16 protein-coding genes are annotated in these 19957 nt (G+C 42.4%); 9 read left to right on the forward strand and 7 right to left on the reverse strand.

The genetic code is table 11. The features are described 5' to 3' along the window. The first annotated feature begins 608 nt into the window (after positions 1–608). From R7093_RS02835 to R7093_RS02860, 6 genes are all read left to right on the forward strand, one after another. Positions 609–1769, forward strand: coding sequence for a histidine decarboxylase (locus R7093_RS02835; RefSeq protein WP_047101770.1), 1161 nt, complete (start codon positions 609–611; stop codon positions 1767–1769). A 119-nt stretch (positions 1770–1888) separates the two neighbouring features. After that, positions 1889–3499 carry an ATP-binding cassette domain-containing protein gene (locus tag R7093_RS02840; protein ID WP_047101772.1) on the forward strand — a complete coding sequence of 537 codons (1611 nt, stop codon included), beginning with the start codon at positions 1889–1891 and terminating at the stop codon, positions 3497–3499. Continuing rightward, entirely contained in the window at positions 3496–5169 is a 1674-nt protein-coding gene (locus R7093_RS02845) for an ATP-binding cassette domain-containing protein (RefSeq protein ID WP_047101774.1), read from the forward strand. Before R7093_RS02840 ends, R7093_RS02845 begins: the two co-directional genes overlap by 4 nt. A 156-nt stretch (positions 5170–5325) precedes the next feature. Further along, on the forward strand, positions 5326–6402 hold the full coding sequence (locus R7093_RS02850; protein ID WP_047101776.1) for a 3-deoxy-7-phosphoheptulonate synthase: 1077 nt from the start codon (positions 5326–5328) through the stop codon (positions 6400–6402). A 395-nt stretch (positions 6403–6797) separates the two neighbouring features. Then, positions 6798–7985, forward strand: coding sequence for an isochorismate synthase (locus tag R7093_RS02855; RefSeq protein ID WP_171345589.1), 1188 nt, complete (start codon positions 6798–6800; stop codon positions 7983–7985). Between the two features lie 18 nt (positions 7986–8003). Next, positions 8004–9608: a (2,3-dihydroxybenzoyl)adenylate synthase gene (locus R7093_RS02860; protein ID WP_047101857.1), complete on the forward strand. Its 1605-nt coding sequence runs from the start codon at positions 8004–8006 to the stop codon at positions 9606–9608. 35 nt (positions 9609–9643) lie between these two features. Here the strand turns inward: R7093_RS02860 and R7093_RS02865 are convergent, their stop codons facing one another. From R7093_RS02865 to R7093_RS02880, 4 genes are all read right to left on the reverse strand, one after another. Then, on the reverse strand, positions 9644–10531 hold the full coding sequence (locus R7093_RS02865; RefSeq protein WP_047101780.1) for an isochorismatase family protein: 888 nt from the start codon (positions 10529–10531) through the stop codon (positions 9644–9646). A 701-nt stretch (positions 10532–11232) separates the two neighbouring features. Then, positions 11233–11574, reverse strand: coding sequence for an MFS transporter (locus tag R7093_RS02870; RefSeq protein ID WP_139831997.1), 342 nt, complete (start codon positions 11572–11574; stop codon positions 11233–11235). Positions 11575–11698: 124 nt separating this feature from the next. Next, complete coding sequence (locus R7093_RS02875) at positions 11699–11905, reverse strand: MFS transporter (protein WP_139831998.1); 207 nt, start codon at positions 11903–11905, stop codon at positions 11699–11701. A gap of 956 nt (positions 11906–12861) precedes the next feature. After that, positions 12862–13650: an AraC family transcriptional regulator gene (locus R7093_RS02880; RefSeq protein WP_047101782.1), complete on the reverse strand. Its 789-nt coding sequence runs from the start codon at positions 13648–13650 to the stop codon at positions 12862–12864. 98 nt (positions 13651–13748) lie between these two features. Between R7093_RS02880 and R7093_RS02885 the strand changes: the two genes are divergently transcribed. From R7093_RS02885 to R7093_RS02895, 3 genes are all read left to right on the forward strand, one after another. Further along, the gene (locus R7093_RS02885; RefSeq protein ID WP_047101784.1) at positions 13749–14654 is read left to right on the forward strand and encodes a DMT family transporter; all 906 of its coding nucleotides are present in this window, start codon (positions 13749–13751) and stop codon (positions 14652–14654) included. A 145-nt stretch (positions 14655–14799) separates the two neighbouring features. Continuing rightward, entirely contained in the window at positions 14800–15285 is a 486-nt protein-coding gene (locus tag R7093_RS02890) for an acyl-CoA thioesterase (protein WP_005375279.1), read from the forward strand. 171 nt (positions 15286–15456) lie between these two features. Further along, entirely contained in the window at positions 15457–15702 is a 246-nt protein-coding gene (locus R7093_RS02895) for a hypothetical protein (protein ID WP_005375277.1), read from the forward strand. A 367-nt stretch (positions 15703–16069) separates the two neighbouring features. On the opposite strand, the gene malG is transcribed toward R7093_RS02895, so the two are convergent. From malG to malE, 3 genes are all read right to left on the reverse strand, one after another. Further along, on the reverse strand, positions 16070–16960 hold the full coding sequence (malG, locus tag R7093_RS02900) for a maltose ABC transporter permease MalG (RefSeq protein WP_005375275.1): 891 nt from the start codon (positions 16958–16960) through the stop codon (positions 16070–16072). A 12-nt stretch (positions 16961–16972) separates the two neighbouring features. After that, positions 16973–18547, reverse strand: coding sequence for a maltose ABC transporter permease MalF (malF, locus tag R7093_RS02905; RefSeq protein WP_318146495.1), 1575 nt, complete (start codon positions 18545–18547; stop codon positions 16973–16975). Positions 18548–18626: 79 nt separating this feature from the next. After that, positions 18627–19805 (reverse strand): maltose/maltodextrin ABC transporter substrate-binding protein MalE, encoded by a 1179-nt coding sequence (gene malE, locus R7093_RS02910; protein WP_005375272.1) that lies wholly within the window; start codon positions 19803–19805, stop codon positions 18627–18629. Positions 19806–19957: the final 152 nt, after the last annotated feature.

Here is a 19957-nt window from a genome sequence, read left to right on the forward strand (position 1 = left end):
TTTGCAACAAAAAGCTTATTATTATTAATTAGATAAATTAAAAACGTTACTTGAGGCTATCTCTCAAGCAAAGCTAAAACAATAAGAATTTGGTCAATGTGACATAAGATGCAACGTTTATATAAACACATTGACTTTAAATAATTGGGAAGTGTCGACGCCAGTTTGTATCCGTAACGTCAACCATCCTCTGTTCGCTAAGACTTTTTCTCATACAACGAAACCGCTGTTGGTTATCTTGAAAAACTTACTTCTAAAGACAAAACGTAGCTCAACGGAAAAATTTGAAATATCAGAAAAATACTCGAAAAATATAATAATTCTTTGAAGGCCATTTACATTTCTATCAAAGAAAATAATAACAGAAAGTAATATAAAAACCGAAAAAACGATGGTATTAGACTGAAATTTTTCAAACTAAATACTAACTTTAAATAGTTTCAAGCTTAGACACATGAAACAACTAAGCTCCAAGTATTACCCGGTAGACAGTTTTAAAAATAAAATAGAGAAGGATTCTACTCAGGGTACGAATTACTCACAAAGTGTAAGTGTACATGGTAGTGACCTGTACCTTAGCCCATTAAAAAGACTCAACAGGCAACGTAATGAAACTATCCAATGAAGATCTAGATAGGCTCAATGAATTCTGGCTATACTGCATGGAAAATCAATACTTTAATGTAGGCTATCCTGAATCTGCAAGTTTTGATTACTCGATACTAGACAAGTTCATGAAATTCTCCATTAATAACTGTGGTGATTGGAGGGAAGAGAGTAATTACAAACTCAATTCATTTGAATTTGAGAAAGATGTGATGCGTTTTTTTTCCCAACTATTTAAGATATCTCATCAAGAAAGCTGGGGGTATATCTCAAATGGAGGCACTGAAGGCAACTTATTTTCATGTTATTTAGCTCGCGAGCTATTTCCAACCGGCTATATTTATTATTCTGAAGAAACACATTACTCGGTCGATAAGATCGCTAAATTACTCAATATTAAATCTAGAAAAATCCCTTCATTGTCCAATGGGGAGATAGATTATCATCAACTTGTCAAACGAATAAAAAAAGACAAACAGAATAACCCTATTATTTTTGCCAATATAGGAACCACTATGCGTGGTGCAACAGATGATATTAAGCGCATTCAGCACGATATCGCAGCAATAGGTTTAGAGAGAGAGAACTACTATATTCACGCAGATGCCGCATTAAGTGGAATGATCATGCCATTTGTTGAAAAACCACATCCCCACTCCTTTGAAGATGGTATTGATTCAATCAGCGTCTCTGGCCATAAGATGATAGGCTCCCCGATCCCATGTGGAATCGTGCTTGCCAAGCGGCATATGGTTGATCAGATTTCAGTCGAGGTTGATTACATTTCTTCACGCGATCAAACCATCAGCGGCTCAAGAAACGGTCATAGTGCCCTATTCATGTGGACTGCAATCAAAAGTCATTCATTTTCAGACTGGCAAGACAAAGTACAGCTTTGCTTAGACATGGCTGCATATACAGTGCAGCGCTTCCAAGAAGCAGGGATAAATGCTTGGCGTAACAAAAATTCCAATACTGTTGTATTTCCTTGCCCATCAGAGCCCATCTGGCGAAAGCACTCATTAGCTAATTCTGGTGATGTCGCTCATATTATCACCATGCCACATCTAGATAGTACAGAGAAACTTGACACGTTGATTGAAGACGTCATTTTCGATCTGCTACCTGACTATGGCATTCGCAACGCCTGCGGCCAAAATTAGTTCAAAACATAATCCATCAACGTCCACTTCCATAGGCTTTATATGAAAAACGATAAGAGCTCAATATGCTCTACCACGTTCTCCTTATTTTCGCTTGATTGGCTAAGTAAGGTGACAAGATGATAAGTAAAATCAGCCAACATTACGTTACGCCTAGCTTAATGCCAGCCTTAAAGCCATCGATTAAAAAGCTTGCTTTGGGAACGTTTTGTGAAGTACTTGCCGCTGTGGCAAAAGTTGGTGCACTGCTATGTTTGATAAACCTTATCGATAGATTTGCAAACCAATGGATTTACGGTGCCATAGGACTTTGGGCGGCTAGCGCACTTGCCTCATCAGTGGGCTCGTGGTTAGTTCATGAGGCCGAGTCGCAGTTTTCCACTCGATTACGTCGCCAAGTTGCTCAGCACTTGACGCGCTTGCCAAGCAAGACCATCTCTCAATATGGTGATAATCAACTGCGTCGCATAGTTTCCGAAGACATCAACACGCTTCACCACATGGTTGCGCATTTGCCTTCAGAACTCGTGACATTCATTGTCGTACCCGCAACTTCTATTTTTATCATGTTGAATCTCACAGGTCCGGTAGCGATGCTTACTCTGCTCCCTGGCCTAATTGCATCATTGTACTACCTACTCTTTTTACCTAGGTTCGCCGCTAAACATGGCACAGAGCGCATGACAATAATGGGTGATATCGTTACCGCAGTAAACGACTACACAAGAGGTATCCGAGTAAATCGAATTTACGGCACGCAAGCAGGAGCACTCGACAGCTATAATGATGCCACAAGACGCTTTACTCACGGCATAGTGAAATGGGTTGGTAGCGTTGCCCTTCCAGCTGCAATTGCTACCGCATTACTTCAAGCGGTTTCGACTTTCGCAATTGCCTATACCATTGGCTATGAATTAAGTCCCGTGGCAATGGCGTCGCTATTCTTTTTTGGTTTGGCCGTCGTATCACCCGCACTGAAGCTTGGCCATGGATTGGACTACGTTAACGCAGGAAAGAATGCTGCAAAGAACATCAGCGACTTTTTACAGCAACCACAAATAGAAAGTGGCAGTTTGAGCGCGGGAGAAAAACCGCTATCACTACAAGCATCAAATATCGTAGTGGCTAATGGAACTGTTAATATTATTGATAACTTCTCCCACAACTTCCCACGGGGTTCATTTACAGCCATCATGGGGCCTAGCGGAGCAGGCAAAAGTACGTTACTACGTCTATTAGCAGGTCAAGAAACACCTCTTTCAGGCTTCGTTACCTTAGGAGGCCATCAACTGTCTAAACTCTCTGAGATATCCCGATACTCCGCCATACGCTATGTACCTCAAGATATCGGTGTACTCAAAACTACCATTAGGCAGAATTTGAAACTATCAACGCCAAGTTCAAGTGACGACGAGCTGAACCAAGCACTGCAACAAGCTCAATTAAAGATTGACCTCAATTCTGATGCAAGCGTGCTTTCAGGAGGCGAGCAACAACGTGTCGCAATAGCTAACACATTTCTAACTCAAGCCAACGTTCTATTACTGGATGAACCAACCAGTGCTCTCGATAAAAATACGGCCTTCACTGTGATCAGAAATCTCGCGAAGTTTGCTAAAGCACAAGACAAGATATTGATCATAATTACTCACGACTCAGAACTCGCGAAACTTGCAGACACTACATTGATGCTCAACAGAAAGGCTCAACGACAGGATGAAGAAGTATGACGGCTCACAATACCCTCTATTCCAATTCGACAATTCCACAAAGTGCAAAGCACCGTCTATATCGAGTCGCTATAGGTTGGGGACTAGTTGCATTATTTGAGGCAACGGCTTACACATTTCTTGCAATATCTATTGTCGAACAAGCTCCACCAATGAACGTCATAATAGCTGCTGTTCTAACTGTGATAGTTACCGTTATTGTAACTCGTTCTGGATTTCTCTCTGGTGCGAAACTGGCTGGGGATCTTTATTCATCAGTAGGTCATTCGCTCAGTAAAGCAAAGTTAGCTTGGTTTAATGATCAGCATAGAACTCAGCTCACTCAACTAGCAGAACGAGGAATACCTGGCTTTATGGCCATTCCTGCTCATCAGCTACAAACATTTTTACACGCTCCAATGTTACCCATATTTTTAGTTATCGGTATCGGGGTTGTTGGAGGAGGTGAGATCGCACTACTCAGTGCCGTATTGTTACTAGTTGCAGTGCTCGTTCAGTACAAGGCGCAAAGATACCTAAGTCGCTCAGATAGCGACCGACATGACGCAGAGCTTCAAGCGACTAAATCAACACTTGAACTCATAGATCACCTTGAGTTACTTCGCTCAACAGCGGGGCCTGAGCGCTCAATCGAGCGTATTGAACAGAGTTGGCACGCACAAGAAGAAGCTCATTCAACCATTAATCGTAACGCTTCTATCGCAACCTTAGTATCAGGATTGGCAACGATTTTACCCCTTGCAGGTATCGCCATCTATCTCGTCTTAGAGCCGATTACTCAACCCTTATTAGTCTTGGCTTTATTGATATTGATTACCCGTGCAGCTGCACCTTTGGGTGAACTCGCGTTGGCAGGCTTTGCGATTAACGACGTAAAATCCTCAATTAAAAATTACGCTCAGTTAACGAATGTCCCTGTTCTGCCTGAGCCTAATCCTCAATTTGCAACCTCCCCCAAAAACCATAAGTTCGAACTGAACCTTGTGGGCCATTTAGATCTCTTTGAAGATGCTAGCACGGAGATCAAACAAGGTGATACCGTCGTCATTAATGGAGTCAGTGGCAGTGGCAAAAGCACTTTACTGGGCCTGTTTCTAAGGTTTGATGATCCTGACCAAGGTCTTATTTCGCTCGGAGGGATAGATCTAAAGAATATCCCTTATGATGTGCTCACCCAGCATATAGCCTATGTTGCTCAAGATCCGGTCATTTATACTGGCACATTGGCGGATAACATTCGGTTAGGTAATCCCAATGCAAGTGATTATGAAGTTGAGAGCTTTGCAAGACACGCACAATTGGACGAACTTATTGACTCATCTCCTAAAAGAATACATCAAACAGTAGGACAAAGAGGCTCAGGGTTGTCAGGAGGTGAAAGACAGAGAGTCGCAATTGCGCGAGCTCTCATTAAAAAGGCGCCAATCCTCATTTTCGACGAAGCGACGGCAGCATTAGACGAAGCAACCGAAAAAAGTATTGCTCAACATATTCAAACATTGAACTCGACCGTGATTATTGTGACGCATAGCGATCAGAATATATGGTCGCCGACATTGGAACTCACAATTGAAAACGGAAGAGTCAAGGTTAAAAAGAACTGTGCCACTTCCTTAACAAGCAAAGATACATCGGCATACCAGGGGCTAAGTATAGCCATCGACACCTAAACATCCCAAAAATCAAAATCATTATAACGCTCCCCAACACTTATAGAGTTTATCTCTCGGGATTGATGCTGCTCTCCGCTCAACTATGGAGTCAGCATCATCACGATGAAACCATTTTGACTTTAATAAGTGATTGAAAATTTACGGATAGTACCTATGAATACTCTAAGAAACGTCATTAACATAAAGTCAGCGGCAACTTTACCAAGCCTAAAAAAAATATTAAATAAAACAAACTGTAGTCTACAGCTCCAAGAGTTCATCACTACGCAAAGGCAAGAGATTACCAATATTCTTTCTGGTGGCGATACTAGGCTGCTCGTTATCATGGGACCATGCTCAATACACGATCCGGTAGCCGCAATAGAATACGCACATCGATTAGCTGAAGAACAAAAACGCTATCAAAGCAGCTTGAAGCTTGTCATGCGCACCTATTTTGAAAAACCTAGGACTCGAGGTGGATGGAAAGGTTTTATTGTCGACCCAGATCTCAATGGTGATTTTAATTTGCATAAGGGTATTAATCAAAGTCGCAAACTTATGCAGTCAATTCTTGAGCTTGGAGTGCCAACTGCGCATGAGTTTCTCGATCCGAATATCGCACACTACATAGCAGACTTAGTGTGCTGGGGAGCCATTGGAGCTCGTACAACCGAATCGCAACCTCATCGGCAATTAGCTTCGGGGCTACTGTGTCCTATTGGCTTCAAAAACGGAACCGATGGAAATATAGACATATCAATAGATGCGATACATACGGCACAAGATTGCCATTCAGTGATTGCACAAACCTCTGACAACCAAACAATAGCAATAAAAACTCGGGGCAACAACAATTGCCATGTCATACTTCGCGGAGGGACTACTCCGAACTATTCCACTCAACATATAAAGCAGACCTCTTTTCAACTTACGCGTAGCAAACTTCCACTTAAACTAGTGGTTGACTGTAGTCATGGAAACAGTGAAAAGATAGCAAAAAACCAATTGGTAGTAGTGAAGGACATCGCCAACCAGATCTCATTGGGTGAAACAAATATCGCGGGGGTCATGTGCGAAAGCTTCTTGGTGGGAGGCAATCAAACAATCGATGCTGATCTGCTCACTTACGGACAGTCCATAACAGATGAGTGCTTAAGCTGGCAGGATTCTTTACTGTTTCTAGAGCACTTAAATAACGCTGTATTACAACATAAAAGTTCTCATTTAACCAAAACTGAACACTCCTAAATTCAATTAACTATTTGCAACGTGTTAATAGTACAAATAGTTATTGATTGGCTTGTTTCATACACAAACGCTGCCCGTAAATCCCCCCATGTAACCAAATGCAAACGATATAATTATTGTTAAAATAAGGACGATAATGCTATGCAAGGACAGAATGATAACAATTATCATTTGATATTGATTATCAATATCAATTATACTTCTTCCTGTTCATTTACTTAAGTAGTTGCTCCCTAATTCTATTTGGCAAAGACACCCAATCTGCATTGTCATGACTATTGGGCAATAGCCTCACTCCTAATCAAATATTCCTCTATTAGAGGAACACTTGTTCTAATAAAGGCAATTAGAGGTACAAGTTGATGACTTCCATTACATTAGTGAATTAATAAGGACTGTTTATGAAACGAGAAGTAGTAGGCTTTTCCAAAATGGCCAACGAGATGTTGGATAAAGAACTCAAAAATTCCCCGTTCTTTTTCTCATCTCCACAAAACTCGATGCTTTGTGTCGGTATCAAAACAAGCTTGACTCGCGCCATACCTTTCTCGAAACTGGCAAGCACCGCTGAAGAATTACTAGAAAGAGCTAAAACACCAGAAAACGACAACCCGGTGTTATTTGCTACCGTTCCATTCGATGAAAATACACCTACCCAACTTTGCATTCCTAAAACGCTTTATGTTTCAAGCAGTAACCGCGGCCAGAACAATGATAAAAGTGCACCACAAATAGCAAAAGTCGTCTCACCACCAACTGGGGATGAGTATAAAAATGGCGTTTCACATTTACTTGAGCTTTTTAACACCACTGAGCTGTCAAAAGTTGTGCTTTCTCGCTCGGTGAAAATAACTACCAATAAAAACATTAACCCATGTTCGCTTATACGTAACTTACTGTCCATAAACACCGACGGCTATACGTTTTGCTCCCAAATATCGGAGAGTTCTAAACTGATGGGCGCAAGCCCTGAGTTACTTGTCTCTAAAAAAGGGCATCACGTGGTGTCCAATCCGCTAGCGGGATCGCGACCTAAATCGTCTTGCGAGATCGAAAATAAAGCAGCATATGCTTCTTTGTTAGATACACAGAAAGATCTCAATGAACACAGCTTCGTGGTTGAAGAAGTAGAAAAGGTACTTAACCAGTATTGTCACAACCTATACACCCCTATGGTTCCCTCTGTAATCGAAACAGAAACCATGCTGCACTTGTCTACTCTGCTACAAGGGCAAGCTAACGAACCTAATGTCAACTCGTTAAAAATCGCCGCGGACCTCCATCCAACTCCAGCGGTATGCGGATACCCTAGACAAACAGCTTATGCTGCTATCAAAGAAATTGAAAAGTTCGAGCGAGGCTATTTCACTGGAATGGTCGGATGGTGTGATGCAAGAGGTAACGGTGAATGGGTAGTAACTATTCGATGTGCTGAAGTCAGCCAACGAGCTATGTCGCTTTATGCTGGTGCAGGGATAGTTCATGAGTCCTCCCCGCAAAGTGAGCTTGACGAAACTGGCGCCAAGATGAACACCATTTTACGCGCTGCAGGAATACAAGTTGATGACCGACTCACAGTATAAGGGAAGAGGCAAATAATGATGAACCATGAATACACACCTTGGCCAGATGACATAAGCAGTAAATATCGAGACCTAGGATATTGGCAAGATCAAACTTTGTATGACCATCTCCATACTATCGCGTCTTCTTCACCCGACGCGCTTGCAATCTGTTGTGGAGACAACACCTATAGCTACAAAGAGTTATTGGAACGAATCCATCAACTAGCAGGAGGGTTCATCAAGTTAGGTCTTCAGCCTGGCGATAATGTCGTTTTACAAATCAATAATACGGCTGAATTTTATTTCTCGTTTTTCGCTCTAACCTTCAAAGGGATCAAGCCCGTTCTCGCTCTGCCTGCACATCGCTATTTAGAGTTGAGCTATTTTTGCGATCACGCAAGAGCAAGAGCCTATATATTTTCCGAGCATGCATCAGGAGAAACCGCGCAAAACATCGCTTCTCAACTACTTGAGAACTGCACTACTGTAGACTTCGCAATTACGACTGGGGAAGCTGGGAAAGGGCATGTTCACTCACTTAAAAATTTGATTGCGGAGCCCTGTGCAAAGCAAACTACTACTGCAGATAACGTTGCCTTTTTTCAATTGTCAGGAGGGACAACAGGTACACCAAAGCTAATTCCAAGAACCCATAATGACTACGCTTATAGTATTTTGGGAAGTAACAGTATCTGTCAATTTAATCAAGACACTCGCTATTTGTGCACGCTACCAGCCGCTCATAACTTTCCATTAAGCTCTCCCGGTGCTTTAGGAACACTATTTGCTGGAGGTTGCGTAATACTCAGCCTAGATGGCTCACCTGAACTCAACTTTTCTTTGATTGAACAGCACAAAGTCAATACATGCGCCCTCGTCCCTCCCCTAGCCTTACTGTGGATGCAATACGCACAGAGTGCGACACAAGATATTTCGAGTTTAAATCTCATTCAAGTAGGTGGAGCAAAGCTTAGCGAGAGTGCTGCTCGGAAACTTCCATCTGCTCTTGGATGTAATTTGCAGCAAGTATTTGGAATGGCCGAAGGACTAGTTAACTATACCCGCCTAGACGACCCTGTCGACGTCATAACAAGAACACAAGGCCGTCCTATATCGGAACATGATGAAATACTAATCGTTGATGAAGAGGGAACTCCGGTTTCACTCGGAGAAGAAGGACTATTGATGACCCGAGGCCCTTACACAATAAGAGGTTATTACAAAGCTCCGGAGCATAACCAACACTCGTTTACCGTAGACGGTTTTTATGCCACGGGAGATCTTGTCCGCCAAACCGCCGAAGGTAATATCATTGTAACAGGAAGAGAAAAAGATCAAATTAACAGAGGTGGAGAAAAAATCGCCACTGAAGAAATTGAGAATATATTACTTAAACATGATGATATTCATGATGCCGCTTTAATAGGCGTTCCTGATAAATGTTTAGGAGAAAAAAGTTGCGCTGTAATCGTCTGCAATACGAGCGCTAACCTTAAGCCCGTTGCGATTAAGAAATTTTTATACTCACAAGGAGTTGCAGAATATAAAATCCCTGATTACATCAAGTTTTGCCAACAATTGCCGAAAACCTCTGTCGGTAAAATCAATAAAAAGGCTTTAAGAGCAGAATATAGCACTTAGGTGCATCCCCTTGCATCGCTGCAGGGGGATCTCATTTATATTACTGCACCTTGAGCTTGAACTTGAGCTGCTTCCCACCAGTCTCTAATGGTATTTTTTGCCACCATTTCAGAAAGCGCGATATCTAAACCTTGCTTTTTCCAACGACTATGCAACGTCATTACACGAATGGAGTCTAACCCGAGAAAGATAAGATTTTCGTCTACATCTACTTCATCTAAATCAACTTCAAGAATATCCGCAACCTCCTTTCTCATTATTTCAAGACTGAGAGCGCTAGAAGGCAAAGAGATGTCTGAACTGACGCTTGTGACAAAGTCATCGACAGATTTAATACAGCCACTTCGACCAGAAATGTATTTAAGCGTGTACATATGATCTTCTTTCGAAAAGTCTGCAATCGCGTTACCAATAACAAATGGTTTGACATCTAGCATAAAGGCATCGAGTGCTGTTGAGAGGACTCCGATATGGCCATAAACCCCAACAATAATAAGTTGGTCTCTTTGCTCCTCTCTCATCCATTGAAGTAATGGCGTTTTCTTAAACGCGCTATAGCGCCACTTGGTGTATTGAATATCACCAGATTGCGGCGATACTTCTGGCACTATCTCCGTATCTTGAGTTAGGCCTGAGCCCCAAAAATCCGTTAGGAGTGCCCTTTCTTTTGGGTCTTGATTAGCAGGCTGAGCCGTATAAACAACAGGGATGCCTGCGGCTCTAGCATTCTCTGTAACTTTTTTAACATTTTGTATAAGTTCAGGAATAGGAGACAATCTTGTATCAAAAAAGTTGAGGAAGTAAGCCTGTAAATCATGAACTAAGACAACCGACTTCTTAGGCTCTATCACCCAATCCACTTTATTGACGGGAAATGATTCTGGTTGAAGTACTTGGTATGGGGCGATCTTGGGAATGGCCATCTCACTATCCTTATTAAGAATTATCACATTAAACCCATGAGCATTTACATATTAGCTCAAACATCTATTGAAAATGAAAATCATTAACATTTAATATAAACAAATGAGAATATGAAATCAATTGATTGTTGCTGTTCTTTGGAATAGCTATATCAATAAAAAGAGCTTTGCTAACGTTATTGCGTTGTCATTTCCACCAAAATTATGCAAAGAGGCTCCCACCTCACCTTCTAATCAAGTGTTAACTTAATGATGTTCATCGTTTAGTGAGAAAGATGAACATAGAAAAGTAATTTTGGAAATAGTGACCGACAGCCATTCTCAAAGCAGAAGATGCTAGTATTCCGTTTAAAGGGTCAGCCATAAATAATACAGTATCTTCGGCGTGATATTTTACACATGGCGAAAAATGTCCAGTGATATGGGCTAGCCAGATAATACACTCAAAGTATTGGAAGAAGATGCGCGGCTAAAAGTTGCTGATTTAAAAGGAAGGAGATACTGAAAGACCCAAAACATCAATGATAAACGTAGAATTCCGAGTATAACACAATAAGTATTTAAGGTATCTAAACTCAGATAACCTGTTGATTAATAATCATTAATTAAGAACCTCAGTAATAGACTTCCACCTATCAAACTCATAAACGGTGAGCTAGATACCTCATACTCTAGTAATGACTGTCTATATAGGGATACTTCTAGCGACCACTTGGCGTGAAAACAACTAACAACACAGTAGTTGCCACACTGAGCACACCAGCACAGAACATCACAATTCCAAATCCAGCTGCCATCACGTTCCGATAAGCTAAGAGCCACCCTTCTTGATTTGAAGGAAGCTCATTTCTGACTATTGCACTTTGAGCAGTCCCAACAGCATTTAGCATATTGTTGGAACTGACTACCTCCGACATCTGTTGAATTGCATAGATGCTCATGATACTACCTAATACCGTAATACCCAGTGTCGTGCCTATCTGACGCAAAGCGTTCATGGTTGCCGATGCAATCCCGGCACATTCTGCGGGAGCATACCCCATGACCATCATACCCGTCGCAAGAACAGAGATCCTATCCCGAGGCCAAGAGCAGTCAGAATACTACCGACAATAAGGTAAGGCGTGTAGGCAGTAAACAGTGACATTGAGCATAGAGAAATACCAATTAAAGCGTATCCGCCAACCAATAGTTTTCTAGTGAAATACGTTGTGTCATGTGGCCGAAGATCAATGATGTTACCCCCATTACCACAAATTGAGGCATCAGATGCCACCCAGCTTCCAGTGGCGTATCGCCTTGCGCTTGTTGTAGATACAGTGACAGAAAGAAAAGACTTGCATAGGCCGAAAATCCTAACGCGAAAGAAGCCACGTTTGCTACGGCCAGAGATATGTTGCGAAAAAGAAGAATAGGAAACAGTGACCTCAATTAAGCTTTCTGGTCTTTTCAACCTCACGTTCATCCATCATATCTATTTCCGTGATGATAAATTCGTATATACTCCCCCTCCCTTAGTTGATCTTTAATCAAGTTTATGTGTTGTTTCATTGTGTATATTGCAACTTCATTTAGTTAAAGGACACAACTGTATAGCCGAAGTGGATTCTTAAACAACACATTAAGCTTCAGGCGATATCTATCTCGAGATTTTATTCAATTCCCTTATCATCGCGTAATTTTCGCTACCTTTATTTAGCCTAGACCTTTCAGACTTAGTGCCTTTAATTCAATATGGAACGGCCTCTGAAAAAATTTTTGTAGAAGTCTCCTTTATGCCAGTACTTGTTTGAACTAAAGAATTCTTGACAATTAGCCATTAATATATACTTTCCTAAAAGACTATCCCTTCTCTTCACATCACTGAGCGTCGTAGCACACTTTAAAGACTCTGCTCTGTCATAAGTACCATAATCTAATATCTATATCCTCTTTAAGCGTACTTAAGTAATAGGTTTATGCCCTGGGCTAAGACCTCTTCGGCATAAAACTAAGTTCACCAGTGAATGTATTCGCTCCAAGCTTCACGCACTAAATTAGTCCCATCGAATGGGGTAAATAAATTTTCAAAAAATGTAGGCTGGTTATTTTGTTCTGTTACCCAAATCATGAGAGCGTCAGCCTTCCATTGTTAAACAAGTAGTGAAAGATGGAGAAATAACATCTTTGAAGTGAAAGATAGATTAAATAGCTCAAAATTCATGATATCGTTTTCCAACTCATGAACTTGCCCTGTTGCGTTCGCGAGATGATTTCTTAGCTTAGTCGAACATTGTAAAATCACTCTAGATTTCAGTTGATGTATCGGCTTAAATTACATAATCGCTCAGCTATAACAATCGATTCTTGTATTGCTCCGGTGTCATGCCGGAGTATTTCTTGAACATCGCGATAAAAGGGCTAGCTTGGTTATAACCTAACGTCAGAGCGACTTCTTTTACGGTCTGCCCTTTACGCAGCAACTCCATAGAATGTAAATATCGCACACGTAAGCGCCACTCAGTAAAGCTCATTCCTAACTCACTCTGGCAATGTCTCGCTAACGTGCGTTCTGTGGTATGCACTTTTGCCGCCCACTCCGCCAAACTGATCTCATCCGTCGGCGATTCTTCTACTGCTTTTAAAATCGGTTCAAGATACTTATTGTCGGTAGTCGGTAAAAAGTGATGTTCGACTTCTTGCTTTGCAAGCTGGTCCAATAACACTTGTACCAAGCGCTTGTCTTCATCAGTTTGCGCCACGTTAATGTCTCGCTGACGAAAGTCCTCAATAATAGATGACACGATTGGAGTCACTTTGATCAAGCTCGTTTTAGTTGGAAAATGCGCCGTCAATTCAGGGGCAATGTTCAAAGAACAATATTCGATTGGCTTACGGTTGTAGCTAGTGTGACGAACTCCGGCGGGAACCCAAATAGCAAGATGTGGAGGTGCTAGAAATCTTGTGTCTTCTGCATCCATCTCCAGAATCCCACCGCTGATCAGTTGCACTTGCCCCCAAGGGTGGCTATGAATTCGTGTTTCTGTATTAGAGAGAAACGCTTCGAAATTCATAAATACATCTGATGGCGCACGATCGATTGATAAGGAGGGGTGAAGATTTCTGGCGCTCTTTTTCAAAATTGTCTTCCTATCGCTTACGATGTCTTTTAAGAGATACTTTTTATTATAAAGACCTGCCAGACTAGCGCCATCAATAATTGTGCTATAGGGTTCTCATGATTTATTTACTTCCGTTTTTCACCGTTATGATTTGGGGTGGTAACTCAATTGTGAACAAGATGGCTGCGAGCGCCATTGAACCAAGTGCGATGAGTTTCTACCGTTGGTTTGTCGCAATGGTACTCCTAACGCCATTTTGCCTGCCTGCAATCATCAAACAACGACACATTATTCGACCTTACTTAGCTAAGTTGGCGTTTCTTGCGTTACTTGGTATGGTTCTCAACCAGTCACTTGGATACTATGCCGGTTTAACAACAACGGCCTCTAATATGGCCCTGATCACCTCTTTAGTTCCTTTGATCAGTGTGTTTTTAAGTGTCCCATTGCTCGGTAAATCTATATCAATGTTAAGTATCGTCGGTGGTGTCATTTCGCTCGGCGGCTTGGCATTTATGCTTGGTCACGGTGATATCACTTACTTTTTACATCAAGACTTAACGCAAGGTGACAGCTTAATGCTCGTTGCTGCCATGGTATACGCGGCTTATTGTGTTCTGCTAAAACGCTGGAAAATGCCATTCAGTAGTTTGACTCTGGTTTACATGCAGGGCTTCTTTTCTGTTTTGATGCTCACACCACTTTGGCTCTCTAGTGAGCAACTGTTACCAAGCCAAGACGCGCTACCATTAATCGCTTATGCTGGTATTGCTGCTTCCATTTTCGCGCCGCTGATGTGGGTCAAAGCGATTGATTCAATTGGTGCTGATTCAAGTGCTATGTTCATGAACCTAATGCCTGTGGTTTCCGTCATACTTGCTTCAACACTAATTGGTGAGAAAATTTACGCTTACCATATTATTGGTGGGTTGTTAGTCATCTCTGGCGTTATCCTGTCGCAAATAAAAGTAAGACAGAGAAAACTATTGTCCAATTCTGAGATTGCCTCTACCGCCAATTAACATCTACACCTCAAGCCACAGAACTACGCTGTGGCTTGTCACTTCCAGCGTTCGAATAAAAGTTAATATTTTGTTTCATTCGCTATTCCCGAAAATTCATCTTGCTGCTAAATTGGGAAAACAATAACCCATCAAGGAAAGACAGATGAGCAGTGGTCAAAGAGACATTACCCTTCGCTTTTTAGCAGAACCCAGCGACGTAAATTTTGGCGGAAAAGTGCACGGCGGCGCCGTAATGAAATGGATCGACTTGGCAGCGTACGCCTGTTCTGCAGCGTGGAGTGGTAAATATTGCATTACCGCATATGCTGGCGGCATTCGGTTTGTTGCTCCGATTCATGTCGGCAACTTAGTCGAAGTTAGCGCGAAAGTCATTTATACCGGACGAAGCTCAATGCACATTGCGATTGACGTGCAAGCTAGTGATCCAAAGCAAATGAAAAACAGACTCACCACTCACTGTATCGTTATCATGGTTGCTGTAGATGAAAACGGAAAACCAACCGATGTACCGAAATGGATTCCAGAGTCAGATGAAGACAAAGCCTTAGAGCAATCCGCTATCCGTCTTATGAACATGCGTAAAGAGATTGGGGAAGAAATGGAAGCACACGTTAAATATCTCAAGTAACTGGCATCCGTTAAGAACGCTATTAAGTACCTCAACGTTACCCAGACCCAGAGTGTGGAGCAACATCATGGTTTTGCCATTTGTTTCACGCTCGCCCTTCTCTGTCATAAATCCTTCACCTAGCTTTGCTTAAATCCATCCATTATTTTAGAGTTGGATAGAGTTTGGATCTTGAGACTAAAAGAAACGACCTTAAGTGAAGAGACGTTGACCAATTTAAAAGCGGTCGAGTACCAGTGGGTGAGAACCATGTACGTCGAGGGGTATAACGAAACAGAAATTAATCATTACATTCAAACTTGCTTTGGCGGTGACGTTACCTTTGCTAATTTATTTCGTCGCGTCGCACTGCAGCAAGAAAGTTTGTACACGCTGCTTCAATACGTTGGATGCGCACCTTCCAGCCGAGAGTTTTAATCTCTTCCTTCCCTACCTCAATTTAGCTTTTTACTAAGCTCTAGTTATTTATGTGAAGTGCTACGCAGGGCATTATTCAAGCCCTGTGTAATCCATTGCAAAGCCGCTAATCTCTATCAACTTATTGCACAATTGCCTTTAACAGGCATAAAAAAACCTGAGTCTAAACTCAGGTTATGGTTACAAAAACTGTTAGTGATTGAATCGTAAGGAACTAAGCTAACAGCCAGCTATGCGTAACGCCAATAAAAGCCAAGATATTACTGATCGGCGGCCAAACCAAAATTGTAATATCCGTGCTAAGTATAAGGGCGACCATGTGGTCGCCCTTTTCTAGTTATTCTTATCAATCTCAGACCACAAGAGATTATCCTTTCACACCACCAGCGGTTAGACCACCAACCAACCAGCGCTGCGCAAGTAAGAATACGGCAGTGATTGGCACTGCTGAAAGTACAGCAGCTGCGGCAAAGTCACCCCACAAGTAGTTTTGTGGATATAGGTATTGCTGCATACCCACTGCAAGTGTGTACGAGTCTACATCAGAAAGCAGTAGTGACGCTACAGGAACTTCACCAATTACCATGATGAACGACAAGATGAAGACTACCGCTAGGATTGGCACAGACAGTGGCAGCAATACCAAACGGAATGCTTGCCATGGTGTAGCACCATCAAGAGCCGCCGCTTCTTCTAGAGACGAGTCAATACTTTCGAAGTAGCCTTTAATGGTCCAAACGTGCAGTGCGATACCACCTAAGTAAGCGAAGATCAGACCGCCATGCGTGTTCAGGCCAAGGAAAGGAATGTACTGACCCAGTTTGTCGAACAACGCGTACAGAGCAACCAATGCCAACACCGCAGGGAACATCTGGAAGATCATCATCGCTTTAAGAATGGTGTTCTTACCTTTGAACTTCATACGAGCAAACGCGTAAGCCGATGTGGTTGATAGCGCCACGATTAGGATTGCAGAAATACCACCCACTTTTACCGAGTTCCACAACCATGTCATTACTGGGAATGGCGGCGGTGTAACTGTACCGTCTGGATTAGTCACCGAGAAACCTAATGCCAATTTCCAGTGATCAAGTGTTGGGTTGTCTGGGATCAGGCTACCCGTTGCAAAGTTACCTTCACGGAATGAAATCGCGATGATCATCAGTAAAGGGAAAATAATCAGTGCCAAAAATGCCCACATTGCAATATGAGTAGCCCAAACACGATACTTTAATGACTTACCTTGTACCATTGCCATTGTAATTTCTCCTTAGTCCTGAGCTACTTTAGTTACGCGTAGGTTGATAAGTGCCAATGCGCCAACCAATAGGAAGATAAGCGTTGCTACTGCACTTGCTAGACCGAAGTCTTGACCACCAGCACCTTCGAATGCGATTCGGTAGGTGTAACTTACTAGCAGGTCGGTGTAACCCGCAGGCTCTGATGTACCAATCATGTTTGGACCACCGCCAGTCAACAACTGGATAAGTACGAAGTTGTTGAAGTTAAATGCAAAACTCGCGATCAACAATGGTGTTAACGGCTTCAACATCATTGGTAGTGTGATACGTGTGAAGTTCGTGACAAAGTTCGCACCATCAATTGCTGATGCTTCATATAAATCGTCTGGAATCGCTTTTAGTAAGCCCATACACAAAATCATCATGTAAGGGAAACCAAGCCAAGTGTTAACAATTAAGATCATGGTTTTCGCCATGAACGGGTCTGAGAACCAAGCCGGGCTAATGCCGAATAAGCCTTCCAACAACATGTTGATCTCACCAAAGCTTTGGTTAAACAAACCTTTAAAGATCAAGATAGAAATAAACGCCGGAACTGCATAAGGCAGGATTAGCAACAAACGGTAAACTGAGCGACCTTTAAGTGCTTCCCACTGAACCACACTGGCAAGGACAAGACCAATAACAAGCGTAAACAATACGGTTAGCGCAGAGAAAACAATGGTCCAGATAAAGATACTGATAAACGGCTCTTTGATACCATCATCTTTCCAAACACGCTCAAAGTTGTGGGTACCAATGTTCACCACGAAACCTGGTGACACTGTGCTGCCAACAAATTGACCGTTTTCATCGACAGGCTGGTAGTAACCTACTTCCATATTTGGACGTAGCGTTTCTTCAGTCCGGTTGTTGTAAAGCGTTTCACCATCTTCTTGTAATGTGTACAAAGGCACAACTGCAGCAAATTTGCGCAGCCCACTCATGCGGATATCATCACCACTTGGCAAATGTAAATCGACACTGCTCAACGCACTGCGGTTCTTAACAATCGCCTTGATTGATTCTTTTTCACCCGTTACTTCTTCAATTGGTGAAAGATCAAACTCCGATGCTGAAAGGTTATCAAGCTGAAAAGTCGGGCTTGCAAGTAGCTCACCATCTTTTTCAACCACAAGTTGATGGCCTTGATCCGTTTTATACAAAGTGAACGGGTAGCTATCACCACTTTGGTAAGTTCGGTCCAAAAGTACGTTCTGAGCGCGATCAAAAGAGAGTTGGTTCTTCGCGCTATAGTTGGTAAACGCCAAACCTATGGTGTACGCCAAAGGAAAAAGAATGAAAAGGATCATCCCTGCTATACCAGGGTAGATGTAACGGTGTGCGTACGTCTTTTTGCTACCAAAGATGAACAACGCTAAAGCGGTAAGAATGAGCGTAAGTAGTGCAAACGCAATCTCACCGCGAGAATACATAAGGATTGTTGCGTAGCCATTGATGATGCCGACTGTGCCTAAAAGTGACCATTTCATGAACACTTTTTTGCTGCTCGGAAGGCTGGCTTCTGGTGCTGTCATAGCATTTGTACCTTGAACTGACTGCATAGGGAACCTGCTAGCGAATATAGAATAAATATAGAAAAGTAAGGAGGAGTTGCCTCCTCCTTAAAAAGGTCTTACTTAATTATTTAGTCATTTGTTTTTCTGCATCTGCAAGAGCTGCATCGACAGTTTGACGACCGTCAACTACGTTGATGATTGCGTTCTTAGCCGCACCCCAGAATGCGTTCATTTGAGGGATATTTGGCATGATTTCGCCGTTCATCGCGTTATCCATAGTCGCAGCGATACGAGTATCTGAATCTAGCTCACGTTGGAACGAGTTAAGTGCTACCGCACCTAGAGGCTTATCGTTGTTAACCATACGTAGGCCGTCGTTTGTTAGTAGATAGTTCTCAATGAACTCAACTGCTAGGTCTTTGTTTGGAGACGCAGTGCTGATACCAGCCGTTAGAACACCAACGAATGGCTTAGAAGATTGACCTTGGAACTTAGGTAGCGTAGTCACGCCGTAGTTAACGCCAGACTTCTCAATGTTGCCCCAAGACCATGGACCGTTGATCGTCATCGCTGTTTTGCCTTGGTTGAACGCAGACTCAGACACGGAGTAATCCATATCCGCAGAGATTACGCCTTTATCAACTAAGCCTTTTACGAAGCTCATTGCGTCTTTAACGCCTTCTTTCGCGATACCTGCGTCTTTAACATCGTAACCTTCAGAAGTGTATTTAAACGCGTAGCCGCCATCAGCCGCCATTAGTGGCCAAGTGAAGTACGGTTCTTTTAGGTTCCACATGATTGCAGACTTGCCGTCTTTTTTAAGTTTTGCATCTAATGCTGCAACCTCTTCCCAAGACTTTGGTGGGTTTGGAACTAGGTCTTTGTTGTAGATTAGAGATAGAGACTCAACCGCAACTGGATAGCCGATCAATTTGCCGTCGTAACGTACTGCATCCCAAGCGAAATCAACGATACCTTCTTGAATATTCTTAGAAGGTTTAATTTCTGCTAGCAGGCCAGCTTCTGCGTAACCACCGAAACGGTCGTGAGCCCAGAATACGATATCAGGACCGTCGCCAGTCGCTGCAGTTTGAGGGAATTTGTCTTGAAGGCCATCTGGGTGAGCCACAGTCACTTTAATGCCGGTGTCTTCTTCAAATTTCTTACCAACTTCAGCAAGGCCGTTGTAGCCTTTATCACCGTTGATCCAGATAGTAAGTTGTCCTTCTTCGATGGCAGCATTAGCACCAAAAGAACCCAAAGCAACAAGAGTACCTAGTGCTACAGCGCTTAACTTTTTCATGTTCGTATCCTTTTTATATTTTTGATGTAGGGCTAGTCCATTGAGGTTCAGCCGTATTTCGACATATATCATCTGAAATAATCCAATATGTCTCATCCTCCTAATCCCTACGCCCTTACAATTATGACGTATTTTCGTGATCTAAATCGCCA

Source organism: Vibrio sp. 1580, from assembly GCF_033340055.1.